23 protein-coding genes and 1 rRNA gene are annotated in these 24,531 nt (G+C 62.0%); 4 read left to right on the top strand and 20 right to left on the bottom strand.

Going from position 1 to position 24,531, the window contains the following annotated elements; genetic code table 11:
- Positions 1-73 precede the first annotated feature (73 nt).
- From ACNAZA_RS00120 to ACNAZA_RS00100, 5 genes are all read right to left on the bottom strand, one after another.
- The gene (locus tag ACNAZA_RS00120; RefSeq protein WP_415794344.1) at positions 74-2,101 is read right to left on the bottom strand and encodes an acetyl/propionyl/methylcrotonyl-CoA carboxylase subunit alpha; all 2,028 of its coding nucleotides are present in this window, start codon (positions 2,099-2,101) and stop codon (positions 74-76) included.
- Between the two features lie 60 nt (positions 2,102-2,161).
- Positions 2,162-2,920 carry a DUF4126 domain-containing protein gene (locus ACNAZA_RS00115; RefSeq protein WP_415794343.1) on the bottom strand — a complete coding sequence of 253 codons (759 nt, stop codon included), beginning with the start codon at positions 2,918-2,920 and terminating at the stop codon, positions 2,162-2,164.
- A gap of 40 nt (positions 2,921-2,960) precedes the next feature.
- Positions 2,961-3,749, bottom strand: a complete 789-nt coding sequence (locus ACNAZA_RS00110; protein ID WP_415794342.1) for an enoyl-CoA hydratase/isomerase family protein — start codon at positions 3,747-3,749, stop codon at positions 2,961-2,963.
- Positions 3,750-3,899: 150 nt separating this feature from the next.
- Positions 3,900-5,507 (bottom strand): carboxyl transferase domain-containing protein, encoded by a 1,608-nt coding sequence (locus ACNAZA_RS00105; protein WP_415794341.1) that lies wholly within the window; start codon positions 5,505-5,507, stop codon positions 3,900-3,902.
- Positions 5,508-5,584: 77 nt separating this feature from the next.
- Complete coding sequence (locus ACNAZA_RS00100) at positions 5,585-7,303, bottom strand: AMP-binding protein (RefSeq protein ID WP_415794340.1); 1,719 nt, start codon at positions 7,301-7,303, stop codon at positions 5,585-5,587.
- A gap of 114 nt (positions 7,304-7,417) precedes the next feature.
- Between ACNAZA_RS00100 and ACNAZA_RS00095 the strand changes: the two genes are divergently transcribed.
- The 3 genes from ACNAZA_RS00095 to ACNAZA_RS00085 are packed head-to-tail and all read left to right on the top strand — an operon-like array spanning position 7,418 to position 9,882.
- Positions 7,418-8,494, top strand: coding sequence for an AraC family transcriptional regulator (locus ACNAZA_RS00095; RefSeq protein WP_415794338.1), 1,077 nt, complete (start codon positions 7,418-7,420; stop codon positions 8,492-8,494).
- Positions 8,495-8,504: 10 nt separating this feature from the next.
- The gene (locus ACNAZA_RS00090; RefSeq protein ID WP_415794337.1) at positions 8,505-9,179 is read left to right on the top strand and encodes a glutathione S-transferase family protein; all 675 of its coding nucleotides are present in this window, start codon (positions 8,505-8,507) and stop codon (positions 9,177-9,179) included.
- Between the two features lie 7 nt (positions 9,180-9,186).
- The gene (locus ACNAZA_RS00085) at positions 9,187-9,882 is read left to right on the top strand and encodes a DUF4336 domain-containing protein (RefSeq protein ID WP_415794336.1); all 696 of its coding nucleotides are present in this window, start codon (positions 9,187-9,189) and stop codon (positions 9,880-9,882) included.
- Between the two features lie 5 nt (positions 9,883-9,887).
- On the opposite strand, the gene ACNAZA_RS00080 is transcribed toward ACNAZA_RS00085, so the two are convergent.
- The 14 genes from ACNAZA_RS00080 to ACNAZA_RS00015 all read right to left on the bottom strand — a co-directional run bounded on the left by ACNAZA_RS00080 (position 9,888) and on the right by ACNAZA_RS00015 (position 23,018).
- Positions 9,888-10,613 (bottom strand): HAD family hydrolase, encoded by a 726-nt coding sequence (locus tag ACNAZA_RS00080; protein WP_415794334.1) that lies wholly within the window; start codon positions 10,611-10,613, stop codon positions 9,888-9,890.
- Positions 10,614-10,775: 162 nt separating this feature from the next.
- On the bottom strand, positions 10,776-11,225 hold the full coding sequence (locus ACNAZA_RS00075) for a YchJ family protein (protein ID WP_415794333.1): 450 nt from the start codon (positions 11,223-11,225) through the stop codon (positions 10,776-10,778).
- An 86-nt stretch (positions 11,226-11,311) separates the two neighbouring features.
- Positions 11,312-12,103 carry an alpha/beta fold hydrolase gene (locus ACNAZA_RS00070; protein ID WP_415794332.1) on the bottom strand — a complete coding sequence of 264 codons (792 nt, stop codon included), beginning with the start codon at positions 12,101-12,103 and terminating at the stop codon, positions 11,312-11,314.
- Between the two features lie 133 nt (positions 12,104-12,236).
- Entirely contained in the window at positions 12,237-13,187 is a 951-nt protein-coding gene (locus tag ACNAZA_RS00065; RefSeq protein ID WP_415794331.1) for a DMT family transporter, read from the bottom strand.
- A complete protein-coding gene (locus tag ACNAZA_RS00060; protein WP_120966159.1) occupies positions 13,184-14,314 on the bottom strand; it encodes an acyl-CoA dehydrogenase family protein in 1,131 nt (376 codons plus the stop codon). The genes ACNAZA_RS00065 and ACNAZA_RS00060 overlap by 4 nt, the downstream gene beginning before the upstream one ends.
- Before the next feature lie 56 nt (positions 14,315-14,370).
- A complete protein-coding gene (locus ACNAZA_RS00055) occupies positions 14,371-15,048 on the bottom strand; it encodes an SDR family oxidoreductase (protein ID WP_415794330.1) in 678 nt (225 codons plus the stop codon).
- An 81-nt stretch (positions 15,049-15,129) separates the two neighbouring features.
- Positions 15,130-15,756 (bottom strand): MSMEG_1061 family FMN-dependent PPOX-type flavoprotein, encoded by a 627-nt coding sequence (locus ACNAZA_RS00050; protein ID WP_415794329.1) that lies wholly within the window; start codon positions 15,754-15,756, stop codon positions 15,130-15,132.
- Complete coding sequence (locus tag ACNAZA_RS00045) at positions 15,753-16,859, bottom strand: hypothetical protein (protein WP_415794328.1); 1,107 nt, start codon at positions 16,857-16,859, stop codon at positions 15,753-15,755. The genes ACNAZA_RS00050 and ACNAZA_RS00045 overlap by 4 nt, the downstream gene beginning before the upstream one ends.
- A gap of 96 nt (positions 16,860-16,955) precedes the next feature.
- Positions 16,956-18,140, bottom strand: a complete 1,185-nt coding sequence (locus tag ACNAZA_RS00040; protein WP_415794327.1) for an acetyl-CoA C-acyltransferase — start codon at positions 18,138-18,140, stop codon at positions 16,956-16,958.
- Between the two features lie 87 nt (positions 18,141-18,227).
- On the bottom strand, positions 18,228-20,072 hold the full coding sequence (gene aceK / locus ACNAZA_RS00035; protein WP_415794326.1) for a bifunctional isocitrate dehydrogenase kinase/phosphatase: 1,845 nt from the start codon (positions 20,070-20,072) through the stop codon (positions 18,228-18,230).
- 62 nt (positions 20,073-20,134) lie between these two features.
- On the bottom strand, positions 20,135-20,797 hold the full coding sequence (gene can, locus ACNAZA_RS00030) for a carbonate dehydratase (protein WP_415794325.1): 663 nt from the start codon (positions 20,795-20,797) through the stop codon (positions 20,135-20,137).
- Positions 20,798-20,864: 67 nt separating this feature from the next.
- On the bottom strand, positions 20,865-22,052 hold the full coding sequence (locus ACNAZA_RS00025; RefSeq protein WP_415794324.1) for an isovaleryl-CoA dehydrogenase: 1,188 nt from the start codon (positions 22,050-22,052) through the stop codon (positions 20,865-20,867).
- A gap of 53 nt (positions 22,053-22,105) precedes the next feature.
- Positions 22,106-22,561, bottom strand: a complete 456-nt coding sequence (locus ACNAZA_RS00020) for a PaaI family thioesterase (protein ID WP_415794323.1) — start codon at positions 22,559-22,561, stop codon at positions 22,106-22,108.
- 55 nt (positions 22,562-22,616) lie between these two features.
- A complete protein-coding gene (locus ACNAZA_RS00015) occupies positions 22,617-23,018 on the bottom strand; it encodes a MerR family transcriptional regulator (RefSeq protein ID WP_415794322.1) in 402 nt (133 codons plus the stop codon).
- Between the two features lie 134 nt (positions 23,019-23,152).
- On the opposite strand from ACNAZA_RS00015, the gene ACNAZA_RS00010 reads away from it, so the two are divergent.
- Entirely contained in the window at positions 23,153-24,235 is a 1,083-nt protein-coding gene (locus ACNAZA_RS00010; RefSeq protein ID WP_415794321.1) for an MBL fold metallo-hydrolase, read from the top strand.
- 181 nt (positions 24,236-24,416) lie between these two features.
- Here the strand turns inward: ACNAZA_RS00010 and rrf are convergent.
- Positions 24,417-24,529: ribosomal RNA gene (rrf, locus tag ACNAZA_RS00005) — 5S ribosomal RNA — on the bottom strand.
- Positions 24,530-24,531 lie beyond the last annotated feature (2 nt).

Below are 24,531 nucleotides of genomic sequence, written 5' to 3'. Positions count from 1 at the left end.
GGCTGAAATCATTGACCAACCAGCACAAGCCGCTCTTTTTGTAAAACAGTTCAACCCGGCCGCCCTACGCCCATCAGGCCGTCACCTCAATGCGCAGCAGCTCGGCGCCTTCGGTGACCTGGTCGCCAGGCACATAGAGCAGCTCCACCACCGTGCCATCGCTGGGCGCCGCAATGGTGTGCTCCATCTTCATGGCCTCCATCACCGCCAGCGGCTGGCCCTTGCTGACTTTCTCGCCAGCCTTGACCGCAAACGAGACCACCTTGCCGGGCATGGGCGCGGTCAGGCGTCCGCCTTCATGGCCGCCGCCTGCCGCATGGGCCAACTGGTCCACCTCGGTGATCTGGGTGCTGCCGGCAGCGGTAAAGATCGAGAGCATCTCGCCCAGTGCATGGACCACGACCACGGTGCGCACGCCGCCCCAGTTCAGCTCCAGACGATCGTCAGACAGAGCGCGCCACTGCAGCGCGAATTCGCTGCGGCTCTCGCCCACGCCCACGCCCACTTGATACGTCTGGCCGTCATGTCCGTAGGCCAGACCGGCATTGAATTCCTCGCCACGGTAGGCAAAGCTGAACTGGCGCTCGTAACGGCCGGAGACGCGCCAGCCGTCGCGGCGGCTGAAGGGATCGGCACCCTGCTGTGCCTGCTCGTGCTGCAACTCGTGCACCATGGCGGCGGCCACGGCCAGATCGCGGCCCACCAGATCCTTGCCGAACAAGGCTTCGCGTTCGCGCTCGATCAGCGCCGTGTCCAGCAAGGCGTTGGAGAACGCCTGGCTCTTGGCCACCTGGCGCAGAAACTGCACATTGGTGGTCAGGCCCACGATATGGGTTTGGGCCAGGGCCGCATCGAGGCGTGCCAGCGCCTGGGTGCGGTCGTCGCCATGCACGATGAGCTTGGCGATCATGCTGTCGTAGAAGGGGCTGATGGCATCGCCTTCGCGCACGCCGTCATCCACGCGCACATCGCTGATGGCAAAGCTGGAGCAATCGGGCTTGCGGTACACGGCCAGCGTGCCGGTGGCGGGCAGGAAGTTGTTTTCGGGGTTCTCGGCGCAGATACGCGCTTCAATCGCATGGCCGATGATCTTCAGCTCGCTTTGCTGCTTGGGCAGAGGACGGCCACTGGCCACCAGCAGCTGCCACTGCACCAGGTCTTCGCCGGTAATGGCTTCGGTCACCGGATGCTCCACCTGCAGGCGGGTGTTCATTTCCATGAAGTAGAACTTCATGGCCTCGGGCTGGTCGTAGCCGCCGGGCTGCTCCACGATGAACTCCACCGTGCCCGCACCCACATAGTTCACGGCCTTGGCGGCGGCCACGGCGGCTTCGCCCATCTTCTGGCGCAAGGCCGGCGTCATGCCGGGCGCCGGCGCTTCTTCCAGCACCTTCTGGTGGCGGCGCTGCACCGAGCAGTCACGTTCGAACAGATAGACGCAGTTGCCATGGGTGTCGCCGAAGACCTGGATTTCGATATGGCGCGGGCGCAGCACATATTTCTCGATCAGCACCGCATCGTTGCCAAAGCTGTTGATGGCTTCGCGCTTGCAGGAATCCAGCGAGGCCGCAAAGTCCTCGCTTTTCTCGACCAGACGCATGCCCTTGCCGCCGCCGCCGGCGCTGGCCTTGATCAGCACCGGATAGCCGATGCGATCGGCTTCCTGGTGCAGCATGGCCGGGTCCTGGCCCGCTCCGTGGTAGCCGGGCACCAGGGGCACGCTGGCTTTTTCCATCAGCTGCTTGGATTCGGCCTTCAAACCCATGGCACGAATCGCACTGGCAGGCGGGCCGATGAAGACCAGACCGGCCGCTGCGCAGGCATTGGCAAAGTCTTCGTTCTCGGAGAGGAAACCATAGCCGGGGTGAATCGCTTCGGCACCGGTTTGCTTGGCCGCTTCCAGAATGCGTTCCCAGCGCAGATAGCTGTCCTTGGGGGCGCTGCCGCCAATGTGCACGGCCTCGTCGCAGGCTGCCACATGCTTGGCGCCGGCATCGGCGTCCGAGTACACGGCCACAGTCTGGACTCCCATGCGGCGTGCGGTAGCGGCCACACGGCAGGCGATTTCACCGCGATTGGCAATCAAGATTTTTTTAAACATTCTGTCTCCAATAATTCAGGTCAAATTGCCCGCCAGCGCTTGTTCAATCAGCGCAAGCAGCTATGTTTTTTGTAAAGGCTCGGCATCTCCAGCGCCCAGCCAGCCGCGCAGGCGGCGCATCGCGGTCTTCAAGAAGCGCCACAGCGCCCAGATCACCAGCCACATCAGAATCACCACCACGACCAGCACGCTGCCAAACACCAGCGGGTTGGCCAGTGCCAGCCAGATGGCCCCCACCGCCACCGTGTCTTCGGCCAGACTGGCGCCCACGTTGGAGAAAGGCTCGGGCGAGGTATTGATCAAGGCCCGCGTCGTGGTCTTGGCCGCCTGGCTGGTGGCCGCCAGCGTACCGCCCATCAGGGCCGCCACCATGGCCATGGTGCTGTTGTCGGCACCAAACACCGCGGCCGCCAGCGCTGCACCGGCGGGAATGCGCAGCACGCTCTGAAACAGATCCCACACCGAATCGACCAGGGGAATCTTGTCGGCGAAAAACTCCACGAACAGCAAGCTGCCGCTGAGGATCAGCACCATGGGATGCTGGAGCACGCCCAGGCCGCCAGGCAGCGGCATCAAACCGGTGGCGCCCAGCAAGCCCACGAGAAACACCACGGCATACAGCCTGAAACCGCTGGCCCAGCCCAGAGCCGCCGCCAGCGCCAGCAATGCGCCCATATCCATCTGAGCCACGGCATGGCCGGCCCTGGAAGCCACATCGCCGACCTGACCTGCAGCCTCGCCCACGGCCTGGGCCGTATCGGGGTCCACATGCAGACCGGCGCTGTGCAGCCAGTTGACGATGGTTTGCCAGATGTCCATGGTGTTTCAGCTCTGGGGCGGAGGCTTGCTCAAACAGGCTTCAACCGGGCAGCCAGTTGGGCTTGCGCTTGTTGAGGAAGGCCTGCACGCCTTCCTTGCCTTCGCTGCTGGCGCGGATAGTGGCAATGCCTTCCACGGTCACGGCAATCAGCTGTTCGTTGATCTCGCGCTCGGCCACCTCGATGACCAGGCGCTTGCAGGCACGCACGGCTTCGGGGCCGGCGCTGAGAAAATGCTTGATCCAGCCGTCGACCACGGAGTCCAGTTGCTCGGCGGCGACGATTTCATGCACAAAGCCGATGCGGTGCGCTTCTTGCGCCGAAAAGCGCTCGCCGCTGAGAAAGTAGCGGTGCGAGGCCCGCGCGCCCATGGCTCGGACCACATAGGGGCTGATGGTGGCGGGAATCAGGCCGATCTTCACCTCCGACAGGCAAAAGCCCGCCGTCTCTGCCGCCACCGCCATATCGCAGCAGGCCACCAGGCCCATGCCGCCGGCATACACATCGCCCTGCACCCGCGCAATCGTGGGCTTGGGGCAGTGGTAGATGACGCTGAGCATCTGGGCCAGCAGGTCGGCATCGACGCGGTTTTCATCGCGCGAATACTCGGCCATGCGGCGCATCCAGTTCAGGTCGGCACCGGCGCAGAAAGCCGGGCCTTCGGCCGCCAGCACCACGGCCCGCACATCGGCTCGCTCGCCGGCAGTCAGAAAAGCCTGGGTGATTTCGGCAATCGTTTCATCGCTGAAAGCGTTGCGGATTTCTGGACGGGCCAGCGTGATCGTGGCGATACCGGAGTTCACTACCAGGGTCAGGGCTTTTGTCGTCATTGGCTTGGCTCCAGTCATCAAGGTGCAGGCGGGGCAGCCTGGCGCTGCAAAAATTGTTGTACCAAAGGCAGGCACTGCGCAAGGTTCCGGACTGCGGTGCTCAGGGTGCGCTGTGCTTGCATGGAGACGGGCTTTTAGGCGCTCTGGCGCTTACATGCGGAACACGCCGAAACGCGTGTCCTCAATCGGCGCATTGCGCGTGGCAGCCAGGCCCAGCGCCAGCACGCGGCGGGTGTCGGCGGGGTCGATCACACCGTCATCCCACAGCCGTGCCGTGGCGTAGTAAGGGTGACCCTGGTCTTCGTATTGCTGGCGAATCGGTGCCTTGAAGTCTTCCTCTTGCTCGGCACTCCAGCTGCCGCCCCTGGCTTCGATGCCGTCACGCTTGACGGTGGCCAGCACGCTGGCGGCCTGCTCGCCGCCCATGACCGAGATGCGGGCGTTGGGCCACATCCAGAGGAAACGTGGCGAGTAGGCGCGGCCGCACATGCCGTAGTTGCCTGCGCCAAAGCTGCCGCCGATGATGATGGTGAACTTGGGCACGGCCGCTGTGGCCACGGCCGTGACCAGCTTGGCGCCATGGCGGGCAATGCCTTCGTTCTCATACTTGCGGCCGACCATGAAGCCGGTGATGTTCTGCAGAAACACCAGCGGCACCTTGCGCTGGCAGCACAGCTCGATGAAGTGCGCGCCCTTGACCGCCGATTCGCTGAACAAAATGCCGTTGTTGGCGATGATGCCCACCTGCATGCCTTCGATGCGCGCAAAGCCGCAAACCAGGGTACTGCCAAAGCGGGCCTTGAACTCGTCGAACTGGCTGCCGTCCACCACGCGGGCAATGATCTCGCGCACGTCAAAAGGCTTGCGCGTATCCACGGGGATCACGCCATACAGCTCGCTGCCCTCGAAAAGAGGCGCTTGCGGCGCAAGATCCGCCTTGTTCTCGGCTTTGTTCTTGTTCAAATTGGCCACGGCCTGGCGGGCCAGTGCGATGGCATGCAAATCGTTTTCCGCCAGGTGATCGGCCACGCCCGACAGGCGGGTGTGCACGTCGCCGCCGCCCAGGTCCTCGGCGCTGACCACCTCGCCGGTGGCGGCCTTGACCAGCGGCGGGCCGCCCAGAAAAATCGTGCCCTGGTTCTTGACGATGATGGACTCATCGCTCATGGCCGGCACATAGGCGCCGCCGGCTGTGCAACTGCCCATGACCACGGCGATCTGGGCAATGCCTTGCGCACTCATATTGGCCTGGTTGAAGAAGATGCGACCGAAGTGCTCGCGATCCGGAAACACATCGTCCTGATTGGGCAGATTGGCACCGCCGGAGTCCACCAGATAGATGCAGGGCAGGCGGTTTTGCGCAGCAATTTCCTGGGCGCGCAAATGCTTTTTCACCGTCATCGGGTAGTAGGTGCCGCCCTTTACCGTCGCATCGTTGCAGACGATCATGCAGTCCACACCGCTGACGCGGCCCACGCCGGCAATCACGCCCGCGCCCGGCGCATCGTTGTTGTACATATTGAGCGCGGCCAGCGGCGACAGCTCCAGAAACGGCGTGCCCGCATCCAGCAGGCGCTGCACGCGCTCGCGCGGCAGCAACTTGCCGCGGGCCACATGCTTGGCACGTGCGGCTTCGTTGCCGCCCAGCGCCATTTCGTCGCAGCGCGCATGCAAGTCATTGACCACGGCCTGCATGGCAGCGGCGTTGGCCAGAAAATCCGCAGAACGCGGGTTGATTTTTGTCCCCAGAATGCTCATTGCTTGCCTCTTGAATGCTTGGCTCTCAGAACGTATTCACGCCACTGGAGCGGGTTTGTGCTTTTCCTGCTGCCCGCTCAGGCGGTCTTGACCACGCGCAGATCCAGCAGCTCTATCATCTCGTCGCGAATCTTGAATTTCTGAATCTTTCCCGTGACCGTCATGGGAAAGGCCTGCACAAAACGGATATAGCGCGGCACTTTGTAGTGGGCAATCTGGCCCCTGCAGAATTCGCGCACCCCCTCCTCGCTCAGCTCCTGGCCCGGCTTGACGATGATCCAGGCACACAGCTCCTCGCCATAGCGCACATCGGGCACACCGACCACCTGCACATCCTGCACCTGGGGGTGGCGGTAGAGGAATTCCTCGATCTCGCGCGGATAGATGTTTTCGCCGCCGCGAATCACCATGTCCTTGATGCGGCCCACGATATTGACGAAGCCTTCCGCATCCATGGTGGCCAGATCGCCGGTATGCATCCAGTGCTCGTCGTCAATGGCTTCGCGGGTCTTGGCCTCGTCGTCCCAGTAGCCGTGCATGACCGAATAGCCGCGTGTGCACAGCTCGCCCGAGACGCCGGGCGCCACGATCTCGCCCGTGCTCGGGTCCACCACCTTCACCTCCAGATGCGGCTGCACCTTGCCCACGGTGGCCACGCGCTTTTCCAGCGGCGTGTCGGCGTCGCTCTGGCAGCTCACGGGGCTGGTTTCGGTCATGCCGTAGGCAATGGTGATTTCCGACAGATGCATGTCGCGCACCACGCGCTTCATCACCTCGATGGGGCAGGGCGAGCCGGCCATGATGCCGGTGCGCAAGGTGGACAGATCGAACTGGGCAAAGCTGGGGTGGTCGAGCTCGGAGATGAACATGGTGGGCACGCCGTGCAGACCCGTGCATTTCTCGGCCTGCACCGCTTCCAGCACCGAGACGGGGTCGAAGCCGTCATTGGGATAGACGATGGCCGAGCCATGGGTGAAGCAGGCCAGATTTCCCAGCACCATGCCAAAGCAGTGGTACAGCGGCACGGGAATGCACAACCGGTCCTCGGGCGTGAGGCGCATGCATTCGCCGATGAAGAAACCGTTGTTCAGGATGTTGCGATGCGTCAGCGTCGCGCCCTTGGGAAAGCCGGTGGTGCCGCTGGTGAACTGGATGTTGATGGGGTCGGTATTGCTGAGCGTGGCGGCAATGGCGTCTATGCGCGCATCGCCGGATGTGCCTTGCGCCATCAGCTGCGAAAAGCGCAGCATGCCGGGCTGCTCCTCGCCCTGCCCGGCAATGTCTATCCAAACCACGGTGCGTAGCTCGGGCAAGCGCTTGGCCTGCAGCTGGCCCGGTGCACAGCTCGCCAGCTCCGGAGCCAGCTCGCGCAACATGCCCAGATAGTCGCTGCTCTTGAACTGGGGCATGGCCACCAGCGCCTTGCAGCCCACTTTGTTGAGCGCGTATTCCACTTCCGAAGTGCGGTAGGCCGGGTTGATGTTCACCAGCACCACGCCCACCTGGGCCGTGGCCAGTTGCAGCAACACCCACTCGGCATTGTTGTGGCTCCAGATGCCCACACGATCGCCCTTGACCAAACCCAGATTCAGCAAGGCACTGGCCAGCTGGCGCGCGGCCTGGTGCAGCTGCGCATAATCAAAGCGCAGCCCCTGGTGGCGGCTGATCAGCGCATCGCTATGGGGCTGACGCGCGGCCATGTCGGCAAAGAAATCACCAATGGTCTGCTCGATCAGCGGCACATCGGTGCGGCCTTTGGCATAGCTGGTGGTGAGCAACTGCATGGGCGATGACATGACTGACACTCCTTGAATTCCTGTTTTCCCCGGCAGCGCCAGCGAGAATTGATTGCCGCAGCATAAGGGCTAGCCCTGTTCAGATGAAGTCACAAAGGTTGCAATAATTGCCACATGCTTACCCCCTCACTGGTCAAGACGCCGCTGCCACACAATGCCAGCATTGCGACCAAATCTCACCCGGCAATTACCCCCATGGCCTTTGTTCTGGCCGTTGTACAGGCTTACGAGCAAAGACAGTTATCGCCGCTAGAGGCTTTGAACAAGGCACAAATCCCGCCAGAGCTACTCAGCGATGAAACACAGTGCATCACGGCCTTGCAAATGGAAGCCCTGTGCGATGCCGCCATGCGCGAACTCGATGACGAGACTCTGGGTTGGTTCGAGCGCCGCCTGCCCTGGGGTAGCTACGGCATGCTGGCCCGCGCCAGCATCAGCGCCCCGCATCTGGGCCTGGCCCTGGCCCGCTGGTGCCGCCACCACGGCCTGATTGCTGCCGACATACGCCTGACCCTGACCGAGGAACACGGCATCGCCACCCTGACTCTGCAGGAATGCCGGCCGCTGGGTGCCATGCGCGAGTTCTGCCTGGTCTCGGTGCTGCGCAACATCCACGGCTTTGCCAGCTGGCTGATCAACGACGCCATTGCCCTGCAAAAAGCCAGCTTTCCGTTTGCGGCGCCGGCACATGCCGCGGTTTACGGCGTGCTGTTCCCACCTGGCGAGCTGGAATTCGATGCCACCGAGGCCAGCCTGCAGTTTGATGCCCGGCTGCTGCAAGCCCCGCTGGCCCGCGACGAGGCCGCGCTCAACCGCATGCTGCAGCGTGCCCTGCCGCTGCAGGTGCGCCCCTACCAGCGCGAGCGCACCCTGGTGCAACGCGTGCGCCAGCTGCTGACGGCCAGCAGCGAAGGCCAGCAAACGGCCGAGACCCTGTCACGCCAGCTCCATGTCTCGCAGCGCAGCCTGCACCGCCAGCTCAAGGAGGAAGGCGCTTCGCTGCAGGCCCTGAAGGACGAGATCCGCCGCGAACGGGCGATTGCCCTGCTGCTGCGCACCAGCCGCCCCATCAAACGCATTGCCCAGGCCTGCGGCTTTCTCAACGACAAAAGCTTTATCCGCGCCTTCAGGCTGTGGACCGGTCTGTCGCCCTCGGAATTCCGCAAATCCGCCAGCCACCGCCCCGACTGAAACACCGACCATGTACCAGCTCTACCACTGCGTCAGCGCGCGCTCGTTCCGGCCTCTGTGGCTGCTTGAAGAGCTGCAACAGCCCTACACCCTGCACCTGCTGCCCTTCCCGCCCCGGGCGCTACAGCGCAGCTATCTGGAGCTGAACCCGCTGGGTACCATCCCGCTGCTGCTGCATGGGCAGGTGAAGCTGACGGAGTCGGCCGCCATTTGCGAATATCTGGCCGCTCTGCACCCGAAGCATAAGCTGGGAGTCCTACCCCATGAGGCCGGCTTTGCCGCCTATCTGAACTGGCTGCATATGAGCGATGCCACGCTCACCTTTCCCCAGACGCTGGTGCTGCGCTACCAGCACTTCGAGCCGCCCGAGCGCCGCCATGACGATGTGGCGCAAGACTATGCACGCTGGTTTCTGGCCCGGTTGCGGGCGGTGGAAGCGACGGTGAGCACATCGGACTGGCTGTGCGCAGGCCGCTTCACCGCCGCCGATGTGGCCGTGGGCTATGCGCTGATGCTGGCCGACTTTCTGGGCCTGCTGCCACAATCGGGGCCAGCCACCCAGGCCTACTGGCAGCGCCTGAAGCAACGCCCAGCTTTTGCACGCGCCCTGCAGGCCGAGCAGGCTGCTGCCAGAGCACAAGGCGTGGACAGCACGCCCTCACCTTTGCTTCGCCCGTTTGGATGACTTGACCATGCATGAAATACAAGAAAAATGGCGCTCAATCGCTGACAACATATACACTCTTAGCTATCAATTCAGCAATATGGGCCTCCAGGTCAGCACCCGCATGACGGTGGTGAAGCTGAGCGATGGCAGCCTGCTCTCTCACTCAGCCGTGCCGCTGACGCCGACGCAAAAGCAGCAGCTGGACTCCATGGGGCCGCTGCGCCACATCGTGGCGCCCAGCGCCATGCACCATTTGTTTGTCGGCGATCTGGCCGCGCAGTATCCCAAGGCCAGGATTTACGGTACCAAGGGCGTTCGGCGCAAACGGCCCGATCTGATGACCATGGAACTCTTGCCGACGATTGAGGCGGAACCCTGGGCCGGCGATCTGGAGTACCTGCGCTTTGGCGGCATTCCCATGCTTGATGAAACCGTCTGGTTCCACCCGGCCTCGGGCTCGCTGATAGCCACCGACATACTGCAGTGCTGGAAGGGGCCGCTCAGTCTGCCGGTGCGCCTGTACCTGGGGCTGACGGGCGGCCATGAACGGCTGACCGTGCCGCGCAGCGTGCGCTTGTTGGTCAAGGACAAGGCGGCGGTGAAGGCCAGCGCGGCCCAGATGCAGCAATGGCCGGTGCAGCGCGTCATCCTGCTGCACAACAGCGTGATTGAAGACAAGGCCAGCCTGCGCCTGGCCGAAGCCCTGTCGGTCTGGAACTGACAGTCTTACTGGATTTCGTGCTCATAGCCGTCGCCACCGGTCAGGGAAGCGGCGGCCTTGCGCACTGCATCGAACATGGCGGGCAGATCGCCCATATGGCCGAACACGCAGGCAGCGCCGGCATCCAGCAGTTGCTCCGACGAAGCATGGCCTTGATCGGCAGGGAAATAGCCCCAGACCGTGGCACCGGCGGCCACACCGGCCTGCACGCCGGTGACAGTGTCTTCGATCACCAGGCATTGGGCCGGGTCAACCGCCAGCGCCTGTGCGGCCGCCAGATACACATCGGGAAAAGGCTTGCTGCGCGGCATCTCATGGCCGCTGAAGACCAGCCCCTCAAAGTAGGCCGCCATGCCCACCTGTTCCAGCTGCATCTCCACCTTGGCGCGGTCGGCCCCCGAAGCGCAGGCAATACGCCCCCCGCACAGTTCATGGATTTGCTTGACAGCTTCCAGCGCCCCGTCAATGGCCACCAGCTCGGCACGCAAGGCCGTGTTGCGACGCTCATAGAACTCGGTCATCCAGTCGTCGGTCAAAGGCTTGCCGGTGTGCGACTCGATGACGGCGGCCTGGCTGCGCACCGTCTTGCCTATGAAGTCACGCGTGCACTCCTCCTGGCTGATGGCCCAGCCGGATTCATTGAGCATGGTGCACAGCACACGGTTGGTAATGGATTCGCTGTCCACCAGCACACCATCACAGTCAAAGAGCACAGCGCCAAAAGCAGTCATAAAGCATCGCCCGCACCGACACAAAGCGATGCAAAAAGGCGCCTGTGGCGCCTTTGGTCATAGAAAAATGGATGGCGCGATTATGCGTGCATGCGGTATTTCATGCTTGCGGCCAGAAAACGCCGGCCGACGCGGGGATCACGGGCACGTTGTTGGACTCGCTCAGAACTGCTCGCCATCCACGTAATACCAGCGTCCCTCTTCGCGCAAAAAACGGCTGCGCTCATGCAGACGCACGGCGCGGCCCGCATGCCGGTAGCGGGCAACAAACTCCACCTCGGCCGTGCTCTCGCCCGTGAGCTTAAAGTCCTTGACCTCCAGGCCCAGCCATTTGCTGGCCGGATCGAACTCCAGACTCTGGGGTCGCTGGCTGGCATGCCAGCTGGCCTGCAGATAGGCGGCGTTCTCACGCACAAAAGCCGTGTAGCGCGAGCGCATCAGCGCCTTGGCATCGGGGGCTGGCTGGCTGCCCCAGTGGTCCAGATAGCGGCCACAGCATGCGGCATAGGCCAGCACCTTGCCCTTGGTTGTCGTGTTTCCGCAGGGGCAGGCGGCGGTCTGACTCTTGTCGCTCACGGTGCAATCTTTCTCTGGCAAGCCACGGGCTTGCATCAATATTCATAGCTCGATGTGCTTGAAGGACAAGCGCTAACAGCCATTTTTATCACAAGAATGCACCCCGCCCCCGTGCGCCAGGGTCAGTGCAGACCCGCGAGGAATTCTTCCAGGGCCGCGTTCACCGGCTCCGGGTGGGTGAGGTTGGAAGCATGGCCAGCCCCCACCACATCCACCCAGCGTGCCTGGGGCAGGCCTTTGAACATGGCGCGGGCGCGCTCGGGGGCGATGGCCTCGTCCTTGCTGCCATGAATGACCAGGGCCGGCATGCGGATCTCGGCCAGGCGCGGGCTGATATCGTCGCGCAGCGCCAGCGTGGCAAAGCTCTGGCCCAGATTGACGGGCGTGGCCTGCTTCCATTTGTGGCGCCACTGGGCCGCTCCGCCCCAGCCCTGGCCCAGGATGATGTGCTCCACCATGGTCGCCATATCGTCGGACAGGCCGTGCTCCATCCAGGCTTTGAGCAGGGCTTCGTGATGCGGCATTTGCTCCGGGTCTTCCAGCAAGGCCTGGGTATCGATCAGCACCAGCGCTCCCACCACCTCAGGGTGAATCAGCGCGCAGCGCAGCGAGAGATAGCCGCCTTGCGACATGCCGACCAGCACCGCCTTGTCCACGCCCAGGTATTTGAGCAGCGCGGCCAGATCGTCGGCACTGTCGTAGTAGGTGAAAGGCGCGCAATGCTCGGGGTCTGCCGTCTGCCCATGGCCGCGTTCATCCCAGCTGATGCAGCGAAAACGGCTTTGCAAGGCCTGAACCTGGGGCGCGAACATGGTGTGATCCATGAGCAGCCCATGCGAGAACACGATGACGGGACCACGCCCGCCCGTATCTTCGTAAAAGAGGTTCTGACCGTTGACCGGGGCAAAAGGCATGCTGGAGACTCCTGTGCAATAGGTTGATCGCTGCAGGGCGCTGCGTGCACCCTCTCCTGCGTTCATCCTAGGCAGGCGCCATCGCCACGGCAAGCGGCATGGCCCTTAGGCCGCCACACCCGGTTGACAAGCCCTAGACTTTTCGCGCAGGCGCGCGGCGCCTCAGGCGCTGCAGCCAGCCCAGCAGCAAGCCATAGCCGCTGACCAGCACAATCCCGGCCAGCACCAGGGCGGCACCGATGGCGAAATTGGGCTCCACCGGTTCATCAAGCAGCCAGGCCCCCAGGATCACGCCAAGAATGGGCGTGAGAAAGGAAAACACGCCCAGACGAGAGGCCAGGTATTTGCGCAGCAAGCTGAACCAGACCAGAAAGCTGAAAAAGCAGACGATCACGGCATTGAAAGCCAGCGCCGCCCATACCGGCAAGCTGGAGCGGAAAACCGTCTCGTCAAGGGCCCAGGCCGCCGCCATCAGCAGCACAAAGCCCACCACCAGCTGATAGAACAGGGTTTGCGTGGCCGGCAGGCCGGACAGCGGCGAGACGCGGATCGCCACCGTGGTCAGGCCCCAGGCCAAGGCTGCCCCCAGCGCCAGCGCATCGCCCAGCAGGATGGAGGATAGGCGACCCTGGCCGCCATCTCCCAGAAAAGCCACGGCAATGCCGCCAAAGGCCAGGGCAATGCCCAGCCATTGCAGGGGCGCCAGCCTCTCGGCCGGCAGCTTCAGGTGCAGGCCCAGGGCCGCAAACACCGGGGCCGAGTACAGAAACACCACCACATGGCCTGCCGTGGTCAGGCGCACGGCCTGGCCCAGCAGCACGAACTCCAGCGCAAACAAGGCGCCCACCAGCAGACCTGCCCGCCAGACCCCGGTTTGCAGATTGAGCCGCTCGCCCTTGAAGCGCATGTACAGCCACACCAGCAGTGCCGCAATGCCGGAGCGCAGCGCCAGCTGCAAGGTGGGCGAGAAATCAGGCGCCGTGGCCTTGAGCACGATCTGCTGCAAGCTCCAGATCAGGCACAGCATCAGCATCAGGCCCACCGCCTGGGAATCCAGCGGACGCCGGATGTCCTGACCGCTCATGCCAGAGCGCGCTGGATGATGATTTTCTGCACGTCGCTCGTGCCTTCATAGATCTGGCACACTCGCACATCGCGGTAGATGCGCTCCACCGGGAAGTCGTTGACCACGCCGTAGCCGCCCAGCGTCTGAATCGCCATGCTGCACACGCGCTCGGCCATTTCGCTGGCAAACAGCTTGGCCATGGCCGCTTCCTTGAGGCAGGGCAGACCGGCATCGCGCAGGCTGGCCGCATGCCAGATCAGCTGGCGTGCCGCTTCGATCTGCGTGGCGCAGTCCGCCAGCCTGAAACCCACAGCCTGGTGATTGAAGATGGGCTGGCCGAAGCTCTCGCGCTCCTTGCTGTAGGCCAGAGCGGCTTCGAAGGCCGCACGTGCCATGCCCACGCTCTGGGCGGCAATGCCTATGCGCCCGCCTTCCAGCGCCGACAGGGCAATCTTGTAGCCCTCGCCTTCTGCGCCGATCAGATTGGCGGCCGGAATGCGGCAGTTGTCGAAATTGATCTGCGCCGTATCGCTGCTGTGCTGGCCCAGCTTTTCCTCCAGCCGCGCCACCTGATAGCCGGGGTTGCCGGTGGGCACCAGAAAAGCGCTCATGCCCTTCTTGCCCGCGGCCTTGTCGGTGACGGCAATCACAATCGCCACATCGCCGTTCTTGCCGCTGGTGATGAACTGCTTGACGCCGTTGATCACATAGTCATCGCCCTCGCGGACGGCCGTGGTGCGCAGCGCACTGGCATCTGAGCCCACATGGGGCTCGGTCAGACAGAAAGCGCCCAGCATGGCGCCTTGGGCCAGCGGGCGCAGCCACTGCTCTTGCTGCTGGGCATTGCCGTAGCGCATCAAGATGGCGTTGACCGGGCAGTTGGTCACGCTGATCACGGTGCTGGTGCCGCCATCGCCGGCAGCAATCTCTTCCAGCACCAGGGCCAGGCTGATGTAGTTCAGCCCTGCGCCGCCCAACTCCTCGGGCACGCAGATGCCATAGGCGCCGAGCTGGGCCAGGCCTTGGTGCACATCCTTGGGAAAGTGGTGCTCCTTGTCCCAGCGCGCGGCATGGGGCGTGATTTGCTCGCGCACGAAATCGCGCACGGCATCGCGGATCATTTCCTGGTCAGAGGTCAAAAGCATGGATGTCTCCTATTATTTTTTAATACATTTTTGATAGCGCAGAGCCTAGATAAGAACTAGGCCTGCCCTTGGTTCAACCGTGTTCTCAAGCCATCGTGGCGCAGCAGACAGCCCTGGTCTTCAGGCGTCACCGTGGCCAGGGCCTGCATCAGGCCCTGCACGCTTTGCTGCAGAGTCAGCGGCGCCTGTGCACCGCCCATCTCGGTCTGCACCCAGCCCGGGTCCAGCGCCAGCAGCGTCATGCCCGGCCATTGCTGGCAGGCCGACACCACGGCCATATTCAGAGCGGCTTTGCTGACACGGTATAGCCAGGCATAGCCATCGGCCTGCGCCAGCAGCGACATCTCGCTGGAAAACGCTCCCATCACGCCGCCCGCAGCCTGGACCATGGGCGCGATCTGCGGCAGCACCTGCATGAAACCCAGCACATTGCTGTGCATGACGGCATCGAACTGCGGCTGCGAGGGCGGAACGCCGGCGTCCTTGCCATCCCAGACGCCCGCCACATACAGGGCCAGATCGATGCTCTCGCCGTCCAGCCGCCAGGCCAGGCCGCTGACGCTGGCCGGATCGGCCAGATCCATCTGCAGCACCTCGGCACTCAGGGCCTTCACGCCCGCCATGTCCTCGGCCTTGCGCACCGTGGCGATGACGCGGTGGCCTTGCTGTGCATAAGCCTCGGTCAAAGCCCGGCCCAGACCGCGCGATGCGCCCAAAATTAGTATCAAAGCCATAGCTGCTTGCGCCTATCTTTCATTGAATTCAAGTCAAAAAACACTTCAATCCCTTTCAGTTAAAGCGCCTGCAGCTATCAATTATTTTTTGCCCTGCTCGGCAGCGATTTGGGCGTTGTAGCGGTTGACCATCAACTCCTGCGATTCAGGCGCCGTGGTCATGCCCATTTGCGACTGAATCATCTGGTTGAGCGTGGGCATCACATTGCGCTGCACCTGGGCTTCGGCACTCCACAGCCTGGAGCGCATCAAAGCCTTGGCGCAGTGCAGATAGGCTTCCTGCACCTCGATCTCGATCACCAGCTTGGGCCTGAAGTGCTCGGACGCAAACAGCGCCGTGTAATGCGCCTCGTCGCGCAGCCTGGCCTTGCCGTTGACGCGCAGCGTCTCGTCAAAGCCGGGCACGAAAAACAGCAGACCCACACGCGGGTCTTGCAGCAGATTGCTCAGGCTATCGAGCCGGTTGTTGCCGCCGGCATCGGGTATCAGCAGCGTGTTCGCATCGGGGGCTTTGACAAAGCCCGGCTTGCCGCCACGCGGCGAGGCATCGAGCAGCGCGCTGCTGGCACCGCCCGTGGCCATGACCAGCAGCGGAGACAGGGCAATAAAGCGCAAGCAATAGCGGTCCAGCTCCAGCTGCTGCTTGAGCAAGGCCCGCTCTGCCGGCGGTGCATACAGCTGCTGCAGTTGCTCTAGCGAGGTGATCACGCGTCACCCTCCTGCCCATGCTGGCGGTGGATAGCGGCATACAGGGACAGGTATTCGTTCCACGCGGGATCGAAGCTCAGGTCCAGCTCGGCTTCGAGCCCTGGCGCATGCCGGGCTGCCAGTTGCTGGGCCAGTTGCGCGGCGTGGACCGGATCGTCCACATAGAAAGCGGCCACGCGCGAGCTCATGCTCTCCACCCTTGTAAAGGCCAGAATGCCGCGCTGCTGGCGGGCCAGCTCCGCCTCCAGCCCGTCCTGTGCATCGCGCACGGCATCGAGTTCCTGCTGACTGGAAAACGGCAAGCGCCACAGCATGAAATGCGAAAGATCGGCGCGCGTGGCCACGGCATTGGCCGAGTCGTGGAAGGACAGAATATCCGGTGCATCATCCTCGTCAGCATCCCGGGCCCGCACTTCCAGCGACAGCCAGCGACTGTCCTGCTCCTGCGGAAACTGGAAGCTGCGGCCCAGCACCTCGCGCTGAAACGCATCAAAGACGGGAGCAAAATCCCGCAGCGGCACCGGCCCCGAGCTGCCATCCGACAGCTGCTGCACAAATTCCACCGGCCCTACGCGCACGGAGAAATCCCACTCGCCCAGCACATGGTCGAGCATGATGAAAGCCATGTGCTGGGCATGCGCCGCCATGTCCTCGGGAATGGCTTTGCCAAACGACAGCTCCAGGCCGGTGATGCCGCCGGCGTCGTAATAGCCCACCAGCACCTCGGCGCTGGACAGCTCGAAATCTTCCATGCGCATGGCGAAATCACCGCCGGCGGTGCGGCTGCGAAAGGCCTGCACGCCATAGTTCTCGAAGTGCGGTGCATGACGCACCAGGGCTTGCACATTCTCAAACTGCGCCGTGTTGCCGTGGGCGGAAATCACCAGCCTGGAGCCGGCCTGCCGGAGCTGGCCTTCCAGCTCCACGGCCAGACCCGGCGCATGGCGCTGCAGCAGCTCGTTGGCGCGCTCCACGAAGTCCGGGCCATCCAGGGTTTCCAGCGAGCTCAGCTGCTCGGAAAAATCGCTCCAGAACGCCGCTATCTGCGGCATGCCAAGCGGCAGCACATGAGGGGTGTCGTCTTCTTGAATGTCTGCGCTCATGAATGGTTTTCGCTAAATGCCTGTGCACACCTTGGCAGGTGCGCACAGGCCGTTGAACATCCGCTCAATGTAGTGCACGCAGGCAGGGCTTGAGCCTCACACCAGCTCGATCGCCATGGCCGTGCCTTCGCCACCGCCTATGCACAGCGTGGCCAGGCCTTTTTTCTTGCCATGGGTCTTGAGTGCATGGATCAGCGTGACGATGATGCGCGCGCCGCTGGCGCCAATCGGGTGACCCAGGGCGCAGGCGCCGCCGTGTACATTGACCTTGTCGTGCGAGATGCCCAGCTCGGCCATCAAGGCCATGGGAACGACGGCAAATGCCTCGTTGATTTCCCACAGGTCCACATCCTCCACCTTCCAGCCGGCTTTCTTCAGTGCCTTCTCGGTGGCGCCCACGGGCGCGGTGGAGAACCACTCGGGTGCCTGGGCATGGCTGGCATGGGCCACGATGCGGGCCAGCGGCTTGCAGCCCATGGCTTGGGCGGTGGACTCGCGCATCAAAACCATGGCGGCGGCGCCGTCATTGATGCTGGAGCTGGATGCGGCCGTGATCGTGCCGTCCTTCTTGAAAGCGGGCTTCAGGCTGGCTATCTTGTCGAGCTTGGCCTTGGCCGGACCTTCATCCACGCTCACCGTCACATCGCCCTTGCGAGTCTTGACGGTGACGGGCGTGATTTCCGCATCGAAGGCACCGCTTTGCGCCGCGGCTTGTGCACGCTGCACGCTGGCAATGGCAAATGCGTCCTGCTGCTCGCGGGTGAAACTGTATTTGGCAGCGCAGTCTTCGCCGAAAGTGCCCATGGAGCGGCCTGGCTCGTAAGCGTCTTCCAGACCGTCCAGCATCATGTGGTCAAAAATCTTGTCATGGCCCATGCGATAGCCGCCACGGCCCTTCTTGAGCAGATAGGGCGCGTTGGTCATGCTCTCCATGCCGCCAGCCACCATCACATCACGGCTGCCGGCCACCAGCTGGTCATGGGCCAGCATCGTGGCTTCCATGCCGGCGCCGCACATCTTGGACAGGGTGACCGCACCCGTGCTTTGGGGCAGACCGCCCTTGAAGCCGGCCTGGCGTGCCGGCGCCTGGCCTTGACCGGCCATCAGACAGTTGCCAAACAGCACTTCCTCGACCTTGTCGGCCGCAATGCCTGCGCGCTCCACGGCGGCCTTGATGGCGGCACCACCCAGATCATGGGCGGCCAGATCGGAAAAATCGCCCTGAAATGCGCCCATGGGCGTGCGGGCGGCGCTGACGATGACGATGGGGTCGTGTTGCATGGTGAGTCTCCTGGGTTGTAGTGGTGAACAATGCAAAGTCAAAAGATGAGCGCTTGATGGCTGCCTGAAATACGTTTCAGGCTCGCTTCAGGCAGGACACGGAACGGAACGAACCGAGAACATGGCCGGCCATTGCTCGTTTTCGTCCAGAAAGCGGCTGCTCTCGTAGGGGAATACATCGGGCATCTGGCCGGCACGGATGCTGACCTGGTGCTGCTGCCAGAAAGCGGGCTCCAGCAGATCGGCGTGGTGGCGCATGAAGACCTCTCGCACCGCCGGGTGACCCAGAAGAAAAGGGCCGAAGGTTTCGGGAAACACATCCTTGGGGCCTACCGAATACCAGATCTCGCCCGACATCTCGTCGGCGTCATCTCGCGGCGCAGGCACGGCGCGGAAGTTGCATTCCGTCAGGTATTCGATCTCGTCATAGTCGTAGAACACGACCTTGCCGCCGCGCGTCACGCCAAAGTTCTTCCACAGCATGTCGCCTGGAAAGATATTGGTGGCCACCAGCTCCTTGATGGCATTGCCGTATTCGATCACCGCCCGCTCCATGGCGGCGCAGCGCTCGGGCTTGGTCTCGGCTTCGGCCAGACATTCCTGCAGAAAGAGGTTCAGCGGCACCAGACGCCGCTCGATATAGAGGTGGCGGATGATGACTTCTTCCTGCCCGTCGCCATCGCGGTCGCTGATCTCGATCTGCTCGGGGGCCTGTGCCTGCAACTCGGCCAGCAGCTCGTCGCTGAAGCGACTGCGCGGCAAGGCCACCAGGCTGTATTCCATGGTGTCGGCCATGCGCCCGCCCCGGTCGTGGCGCTTGACGAGGCGGTATTTGCCTTCGACCTGGGCGCGCGTGATGTCCTTGCTGCTGGCGATGCGGTCCTTGATGAGCTTGAACACATAGGGAAAGCTGGGCAGATCAAACACCAGCATGACCAGGCCCTTGATGCCGGGCGCTATGCGCAGCTGATCGCTGGAGTGGCGCAGATGGTGCAGAAAGTCGCGATAGAACAGCGTCTTGCCCTGCTTGGCCAGACCCAGGGCGTTGTAAATCTCGGCACAGGGTTTGCGTGGCATCAGGCTGTGCAAAAAGCGCACATAGGCGCTGGGCACTTCCATGTGCACCATGAAATAGGCACGCGCAAAGCTGAACAAGCCGTGCAAATCGTCTTCGCCAAACAGGGCTGCGTGCAATACCAGCTTGCCCTGGGCGCTATGAATAATGGGGACGGCAAAGGCCAGCTCGGTATAGCCGGTGATGATCTTGCCCACCAGGTAGGCACCCTTGTTGCGAAAGAACAGGCTGGAAAGCACCTGCAGCTGGAAATTGGGGCGCAGCGTGAGACCTTGCAGGCGCCCGCGCACACGCTCGGTCAGGCGCGCCACATCCCGGGTCAGATCCTCGAACGGGCATTGCAGTGCCAGTTGCGCCACCATCTGCGTCAGGCTGGCGGGCAACTGCTCCCGGCTGGCGGGGTAGTAGCCACGGTAGATGGGCACCGCGCCCGGCGCGTGGTTCTCCAGATATTCGGTGCTGACCGCCGCACGCACAAAGATGAAGTCGTTGTGAAAGTGCGTGCGGTGCAGGATCTTGGTGGTGACCGAGTTGAAAAAAGTCTCGGCCAGCTCGGGCTGCAGGTGATCGACCATCAGCCCTATGTAGTGCAGCTTGACCTGCTGCCACACATTCATGGGCTGCCGACTGGCGGCAAATTCTTTTTCCAGTCTGCGCATGCATTCACGCACATGCAGGTCGTAGAACTCTATGCGTTCACGCTGGGCGCGTTGCTGGCCCAGCCAGTCCATGGTTTCAAAGCGGTGCTTGGCCCGCGCCGATTCGGCGCTGAACATGCGGTAGTGCTGGCTGAAACCATGCATGAGCGCCTGCGCAATCGCATAGGCCTGTGGGGCATCCAGTCGTTGGGGAAACATGGCTGGGCTTGCTGCCTTTCAGGCCTTGGAGTTTGCGCAGGGCTGCATGATGGCTGCGGGGTTTAGCTGCGTTCGCGCTTGGCCACTTTTTCGATGGCAGCGGCGTACACCTCATCCAGCCCACCCACGCCAGGCACGGTCATCTCCAGGTTGGTGATGTGACCGTTCTTGAGGCTGTAGCACCAGCTGTGCAGCGTGACCTTCTGGCCGCGGGCCCAGGCATCCTGCATCACCGTGGACTGGGCCACGTTGACCACCTGTTCGATGGCATTGAGTTCGCACAGCGCATCGTGGCGGAACTGGGTGGAGATGCTTTCCAGCAGCTTCAGGTGCTTGTCGCGCACATCGCGCACGTGGCGCGTCCAGTTGTCCACCAGGCCCAGACGCAGATTGTTGAGGGCGGCATAGACGCCGCCGCAGCCGTAGTGGCCCACCACCATCAGGTGCTCGATCTTCAGGTGGTCCACCGAGTACTGAATGGTGGACAGGCAGTTCAGATCACTGGGCACCACCACATTGGCCACGTTGCGGTGCACAAAGACCTCGCCAGGCTCCAGACCGGTGATCTGGTTGGCCGGGACGCGGCTGTCGGAGCAGCCAATCCACATGTACTTGGGTTTTTGCTGCGCCATCAGTCCGGTGAAAAAGCCCGGACGCTCTTTTTCCACCTGATCCGCCCATTGGCGGTTGTGGATAAAGAGGTCTTCGATGGAGGTCGTTGTCATGAGGTGATCCTTCTTTTTGATGGTGAGTGACAATGACGGCGCAGCAATCCTGTTACGGCCTGCTTTATCAGCAGGTTTCAGCGAACAATTCGCGGCCAATCAACATGCGGCGAATTTCGCTGGTGCCAGCGCCAATTTCATAGAGTTTCGCATCTCGCCAGAGTCGGCCCAGCGGATACTCGTTGATATACCCATTGCCGCCATAGATTTGCACGCCTTCGCCAGCCATCCACGTGGCCTTCTCGGCACACCACAGAATCACGCTGGCGCAATCCTTGCGTACCTGGCGCACATGGTCGGTTCCCAGCAGATCCAGGTTTTTAGCGACCGTATAAGCAAAAGAACGGCCTGCTTGCAGCACGGTGTACATATCAGCCACCTTGCCCTGAATGAGCTGAAACTCACCAATGCTCTGGCCAAACTGCTTGCGGTCATGGATATAGGGGACCACATTGTCCATCACGCTTTGCATGATGCCCAGCGGCCCGCCGGTAAGCACGGCACGCTCGTAATCCAGCCCGCTCATCAGCACCTTGGCGCCCATGTTCAGGCCACCCAGGATGTTTTCAGCCGGCACTTCCACGTTTTCAAACACCAGCTCGCCCGTGTGGCTGCCGCGCATACCCAGCTTGTCCAGCTTTTGCGCAACCGAAAAGCCCTTCATGCCTTTCTCGATCAGAAACGCCGTCACGCCCCGTGCGCCCATCTGCGGCTCGGTCTTGGCATAGACCACCAGCGTGTCGGCATCGGGGCCGTTGGTGATCCACATCTTGCTGCCGTTGAGCAGGTAGTAGCCGCCCTTGTCTTCCGCCTTGAGCTTCATACTGATCACATCGGAGCCAGCGCCCGGCTCGCTCATGGCCAGCGCGCCCACATGTTCGCCGCTGATCAGCTTGGGCAGGTACTTGGCTTTTTGTGCCTCGTTGCCGTTGCGGTTGATCTGGTTCACGCACAGATTGCTGTGCGCGCCATAGGACAGCCCCACCGAAGCGCTGGCGCGAGAGATCTCCTCCATGGCCACCATATGGGCCAGATAGCCCATATCCGCGCCGCCATACTGCTCGGAGACGGTAATGCCCAACACACCCAGGTCACCGAACTTGCGCCACAAGTCCATGGGGAACTGGTCGTTGCGGTCAATCTCCGCTGCACGCGGAGCGATTTCGCTTTGGGCAAACTCACGCACCGCATCACGCAGGGCATCAATATCTTCACCCAGTTGAAAGTTCAGTCCAGGCAGATTGCTAAGGCTCATGGTTGTCTCCTATCGGTTTTGTATTGAACAATGAGTTGGAAAAGTCGGACGTTTCAGTCGCTCAGGCCCGCACGGCCTTGCACCGCCATCAGGGTGCAGCCCATGGTTGCTATCAATTTTTCCTGGCCGTTATCGATCGCATAGGCACGGCCCTCGGTGACGGTGATGGTCCGGCCGGGCTTGATCACCCGCCCTTCCATGCGAAAGCGCTGGCCTTTGGCAGGAGCCAGCAGATTGATCTTGAACTCGATGGTCAAAACTGCGGCGCTGGCAGGCATTTGCGTCAGCCCCGCATAGCCACAGGCGGAATCCAGCGCCGTGGAGACCATGCCGGCATGCAAAAAACCGTGCTGCTGCGTCAGTCCTTGCGCCCAGGCAAGACTGATATCCACAGCGCCCGGCTCAATGCGGCTCAGTTCTGCGCCCAGGGTCTGCATCGCACCTTGCAGGGCAAAGCTCTCACGCACACGCTGCTCAAAATCCACGTCTTCCGAGGTCAAGGCTGGCATCTGGTCTGCTTCCGGTTCAAGAAATTCAGAGAATTGACGTTTACGTAAACGTCAATTATGCAGTACTTTTGCCGGAAGTCTTCTTGAGTAGCGTACGCGCTTCTTTTTCCTGCTCGCGCACCTCATCCAGCGTAGCTTGCAGATCCGCCATCTGCGACTCCAGCTGCTTGCGATGCACGGCCAGTACATCGAGAAACTTTTGCAGCTGCACGCCGGTATCGCGCGGGCTGTCGTACAGCTCGATGATTTCCTTGGCCTCCGTCAACGACAATCCCAGGCGTTTGGCACGCAAAGTCAGTCGCAGGCGCGCGCGATCACGAGGCGAGTAAACGCGGTTGCGCCCTGCTGCTCCCGAACGCTCGGGCTGCAGCAAGCCCATATCCTCATAAAAACGGATGGCCCGCGTGGTGAGATCAAACTCCTTGGCAAGATCGCTGATGGTGTAACTGGTCGACATAGCAAGATATGGTTGGCAGAAGCTGAAGAGCGGCACATCACACGTGCGACTGTGCATACGCCGAAGCTCTCTACAATGGGTTGTTAATACTGACGTTTACGTTAACGTCAATGTAATCGATAAGCAGGCCCACCATGACCCAGACCCAAGAATCAGCACTCCACTACCCTCTGGGCGATGCCATCCCCGGCGAGTCAGAAACCATGGAAGTCGCTCCGGGTATTTTTTGGCTGCGCATGAGCCTGCCCTTTGCGCTGGACCATATCAATCTCTGGCTGATACGCGACCGCATGGAAGACCGCTTTGGCACGCTACGCGAAGGCTGGACCGTGGTGGACTGCTGCGTCAACAGTCCGCAATCGCAAGCTCAGTGGAATGCCATATTCGACAAGCGGCTTGAAGGCTTGCCCATTTTGCGCGTCATCGTCACCCATATGCATCCTGACCATATTGGCCTGGCCGGCTGGCTTTGTGAACGCTGGCAGGCTCCGCTCTCCATCAGCGCCACCGACATCAATGTCGCCCGCGTTGCCATGACCGACCACGACGGCTTTGGCGGTGAATCAGGCACCAGGTTCTATGAGCTGCACGGCCTGCGCGATGAAGGCTTTCTCGGACACGTTCGCGGCCGCCGCAGCTATTACTCGTCTTTGGTACACAAGCTGCCCCAGTCATACCACCGCCTTATGGACGGCGATCTACTGAGCATCGGCGGCCATTCATGGCAATGCATCGCCGGTTATGGCCATGCACCCGAACACATCGCTCTGTACAACCAGGATCTGAACCTGCTGATCAGCGGCGATATGGTGCTACCCCGCATCTCCGCCAATGTCAGCGTGCATGCCAGCGAACCAGAGGCCAATCCCTTGCAGCTATTCATGGATTCGCTCAAGCGCTACTTTGATTTGCCGGCGGATGCCTTTGTGCTGCCGTCCCACGGCAAGCCTTTTAACGGCCTGCATACCCGCGTACAACAGCTGCTCGATCATCACCAGGAGCATCTGAACGATATCCTGCAGGCCGTGCCGGGCAAGGAGCTCAGTGCAGCCGACATCCTGCCCCTGCTCTTCAAACGCAAACTGGATGCCCACCAGACCACCTTCGCCATGGGTGAAGCTCTGGCCCACTTGCATTACCTCTGGTTCAAGCAGCAATTGCAGCGCCGTGAAGATCCACACGGGGTATTGCGCTTCTCGCTGCCTCAGCCGAAATAGCAACTGCATTCACCCAATAAAAAGAGAGCGCATGGCGCTCTCTTTTTATTGGGTCTGTGGTATTTCATGACTGCATCACTTATGCAGCACGCACTGATTGCTATCTCTTTTGTGGTTGCTCTTTCGCCACCACAATAAAAAAACCCCGCAGCCTTTCGACTACGGGGTTTTCACTGTAAGAGCCTGACGATGACCTACTTTCACACGGGAACCCGCACTATCATCGGCGCAAATTCGTTTCACTGTCCTGTTCGGGATGGGAAGGAGTGGTACCAAATCGCTATGGTCATCAGGCA

The sequence above is a fragment of the Comamonas aquatilis genome (assembly GCF_965139575.1).
GTDB lineage: Bacteria > Pseudomonadota > Gammaproteobacteria > Burkholderiales > Burkholderiaceae_C > Comamonas > Comamonas aquatilis.
This window is presented reverse-complemented; position numbering and strand designations above follow the sequence as displayed.

Excerpts from the sequence above, each read along its gene's own strand:
- ACNAZA_RS00115 (WP_415794343.1), bottom strand. The coding sequence starts at position 2,920 with ATGGACATCTGGCAAACCATCGTCAACTGGCTGCACAGCGCCGGTCTG.
- ACNAZA_RS00040 (WP_415794327.1), bottom strand. The coding sequence starts at position 18,140 with ATGCAACACGACCCCATCGTCATCGTCAGCGCCGCCCGCACGCCCATG.
- ACNAZA_RS00015 (WP_415794322.1), bottom strand. The coding sequence starts at position 23,018 with ATGTCGACCAGTTACACCATCAGCGATCTTGCCAAGGAGTTTGATCTC.
- ACNAZA_RS00020 (WP_415794323.1), bottom strand. The coding sequence starts at position 22,561 with ATGCCAGCCTTGACCTCGGAAGACGTGGATTTTGAGCAGCGTGTGCGT.
- ACNAZA_RS00025 (WP_415794324.1), bottom strand. The coding sequence starts at position 22,052 with ATGAGCCTTAGCAATCTGCCTGGACTGAACTTTCAACTGGGTGAAGAT.
- ACNAZA_RS00010 (WP_415794321.1), top strand. The coding sequence starts at position 23,153 with ATGACCCAGACCCAAGAATCAGCACTCCACTACCCTCTGGGCGATGCC.
- can (WP_415794325.1), bottom strand. The coding sequence starts at position 20,797 with ATGACAACGACCTCCATCGAAGACCTCTTTATCCACAACCGCCAATGG.
- ACNAZA_RS00045 (WP_415794328.1), bottom strand. The coding sequence starts at position 16,859 with ATGAGCGCAGACATTCAAGAAGACGACACCCCTCATGTGCTGCCGCTT.
- aceK (WP_415794326.1), bottom strand. The coding sequence starts at position 20,072 with ATGTTTCCCCAACGACTGGATGCCCCACAGGCCTATGCGATTGCGCAG.
- ACNAZA_RS00105 (WP_415794341.1), bottom strand. The coding sequence starts at position 5,507 with ATGAGCATTCTGGGGACAAAAATCAACCCGCGTTCTGCGGATTTTCTG.
- ACNAZA_RS00085 (WP_415794336.1), top strand. The coding sequence starts at position 9,187 with ATGCATGAAATACAAGAAAAATGGCGCTCAATCGCTGACAACATATAC.
- ACNAZA_RS00055 (WP_415794330.1), bottom strand. The coding sequence starts at position 15,048 with ATGGCTTTGATACTAATTTTGGGCGCATCGCGCGGTCTGGGCCGGGCT.
- ACNAZA_RS00060 (WP_120966159.1), bottom strand. The coding sequence starts at position 14,314 with ATGCTTTTGACCTCTGACCAGGAAATGATCCGCGATGCCGTGCGCGAT.
- ACNAZA_RS00120 (WP_415794344.1), bottom strand. The coding sequence starts at position 2,101 with ATGTTTAAAAAAATCTTGATTGCCAATCGCGGTGAAATCGCCTGCCGT.
- ACNAZA_RS00065 (WP_415794331.1), bottom strand. The coding sequence starts at position 13,187 with ATGAGCGGTCAGGACATCCGGCGTCCGCTGGATTCCCAGGCGGTGGGC.
- ACNAZA_RS00095 (WP_415794338.1), top strand. The coding sequence starts at position 7,418 with ATGCTTACCCCCTCACTGGTCAAGACGCCGCTGCCACACAATGCCAGC.
- ACNAZA_RS00110 (WP_415794342.1), bottom strand. The coding sequence starts at position 3,749 with ATGACGACAAAAGCCCTGACCCTGGTAGTGAACTCCGGTATCGCCACG.
- ACNAZA_RS00080 (WP_415794334.1), bottom strand. The coding sequence starts at position 10,613 with ATGACTGCTTTTGGCGCTGTGCTCTTTGACTGTGATGGTGTGCTGGTG.
- ACNAZA_RS00090 (WP_415794337.1), top strand. The coding sequence starts at position 8,505 with ATGTACCAGCTCTACCACTGCGTCAGCGCGCGCTCGTTCCGGCCTCTG.
- ACNAZA_RS00075 (WP_415794333.1), bottom strand. The coding sequence starts at position 11,225 with ATGCAAGCCCGTGGCTTGCCAGAGAAAGATTGCACCGTGAGCGACAAG.
- ACNAZA_RS00070 (WP_415794332.1), bottom strand. The coding sequence starts at position 12,103 with ATGCCTTTTGCCCCGGTCAACGGTCAGAACCTCTTTTACGAAGATACG.
- ACNAZA_RS00100 (WP_415794340.1), bottom strand. The coding sequence starts at position 7,303 with ATGTCATCGCCCATGCAGTTGCTCACCACCAGCTATGCCAAAGGCCGC.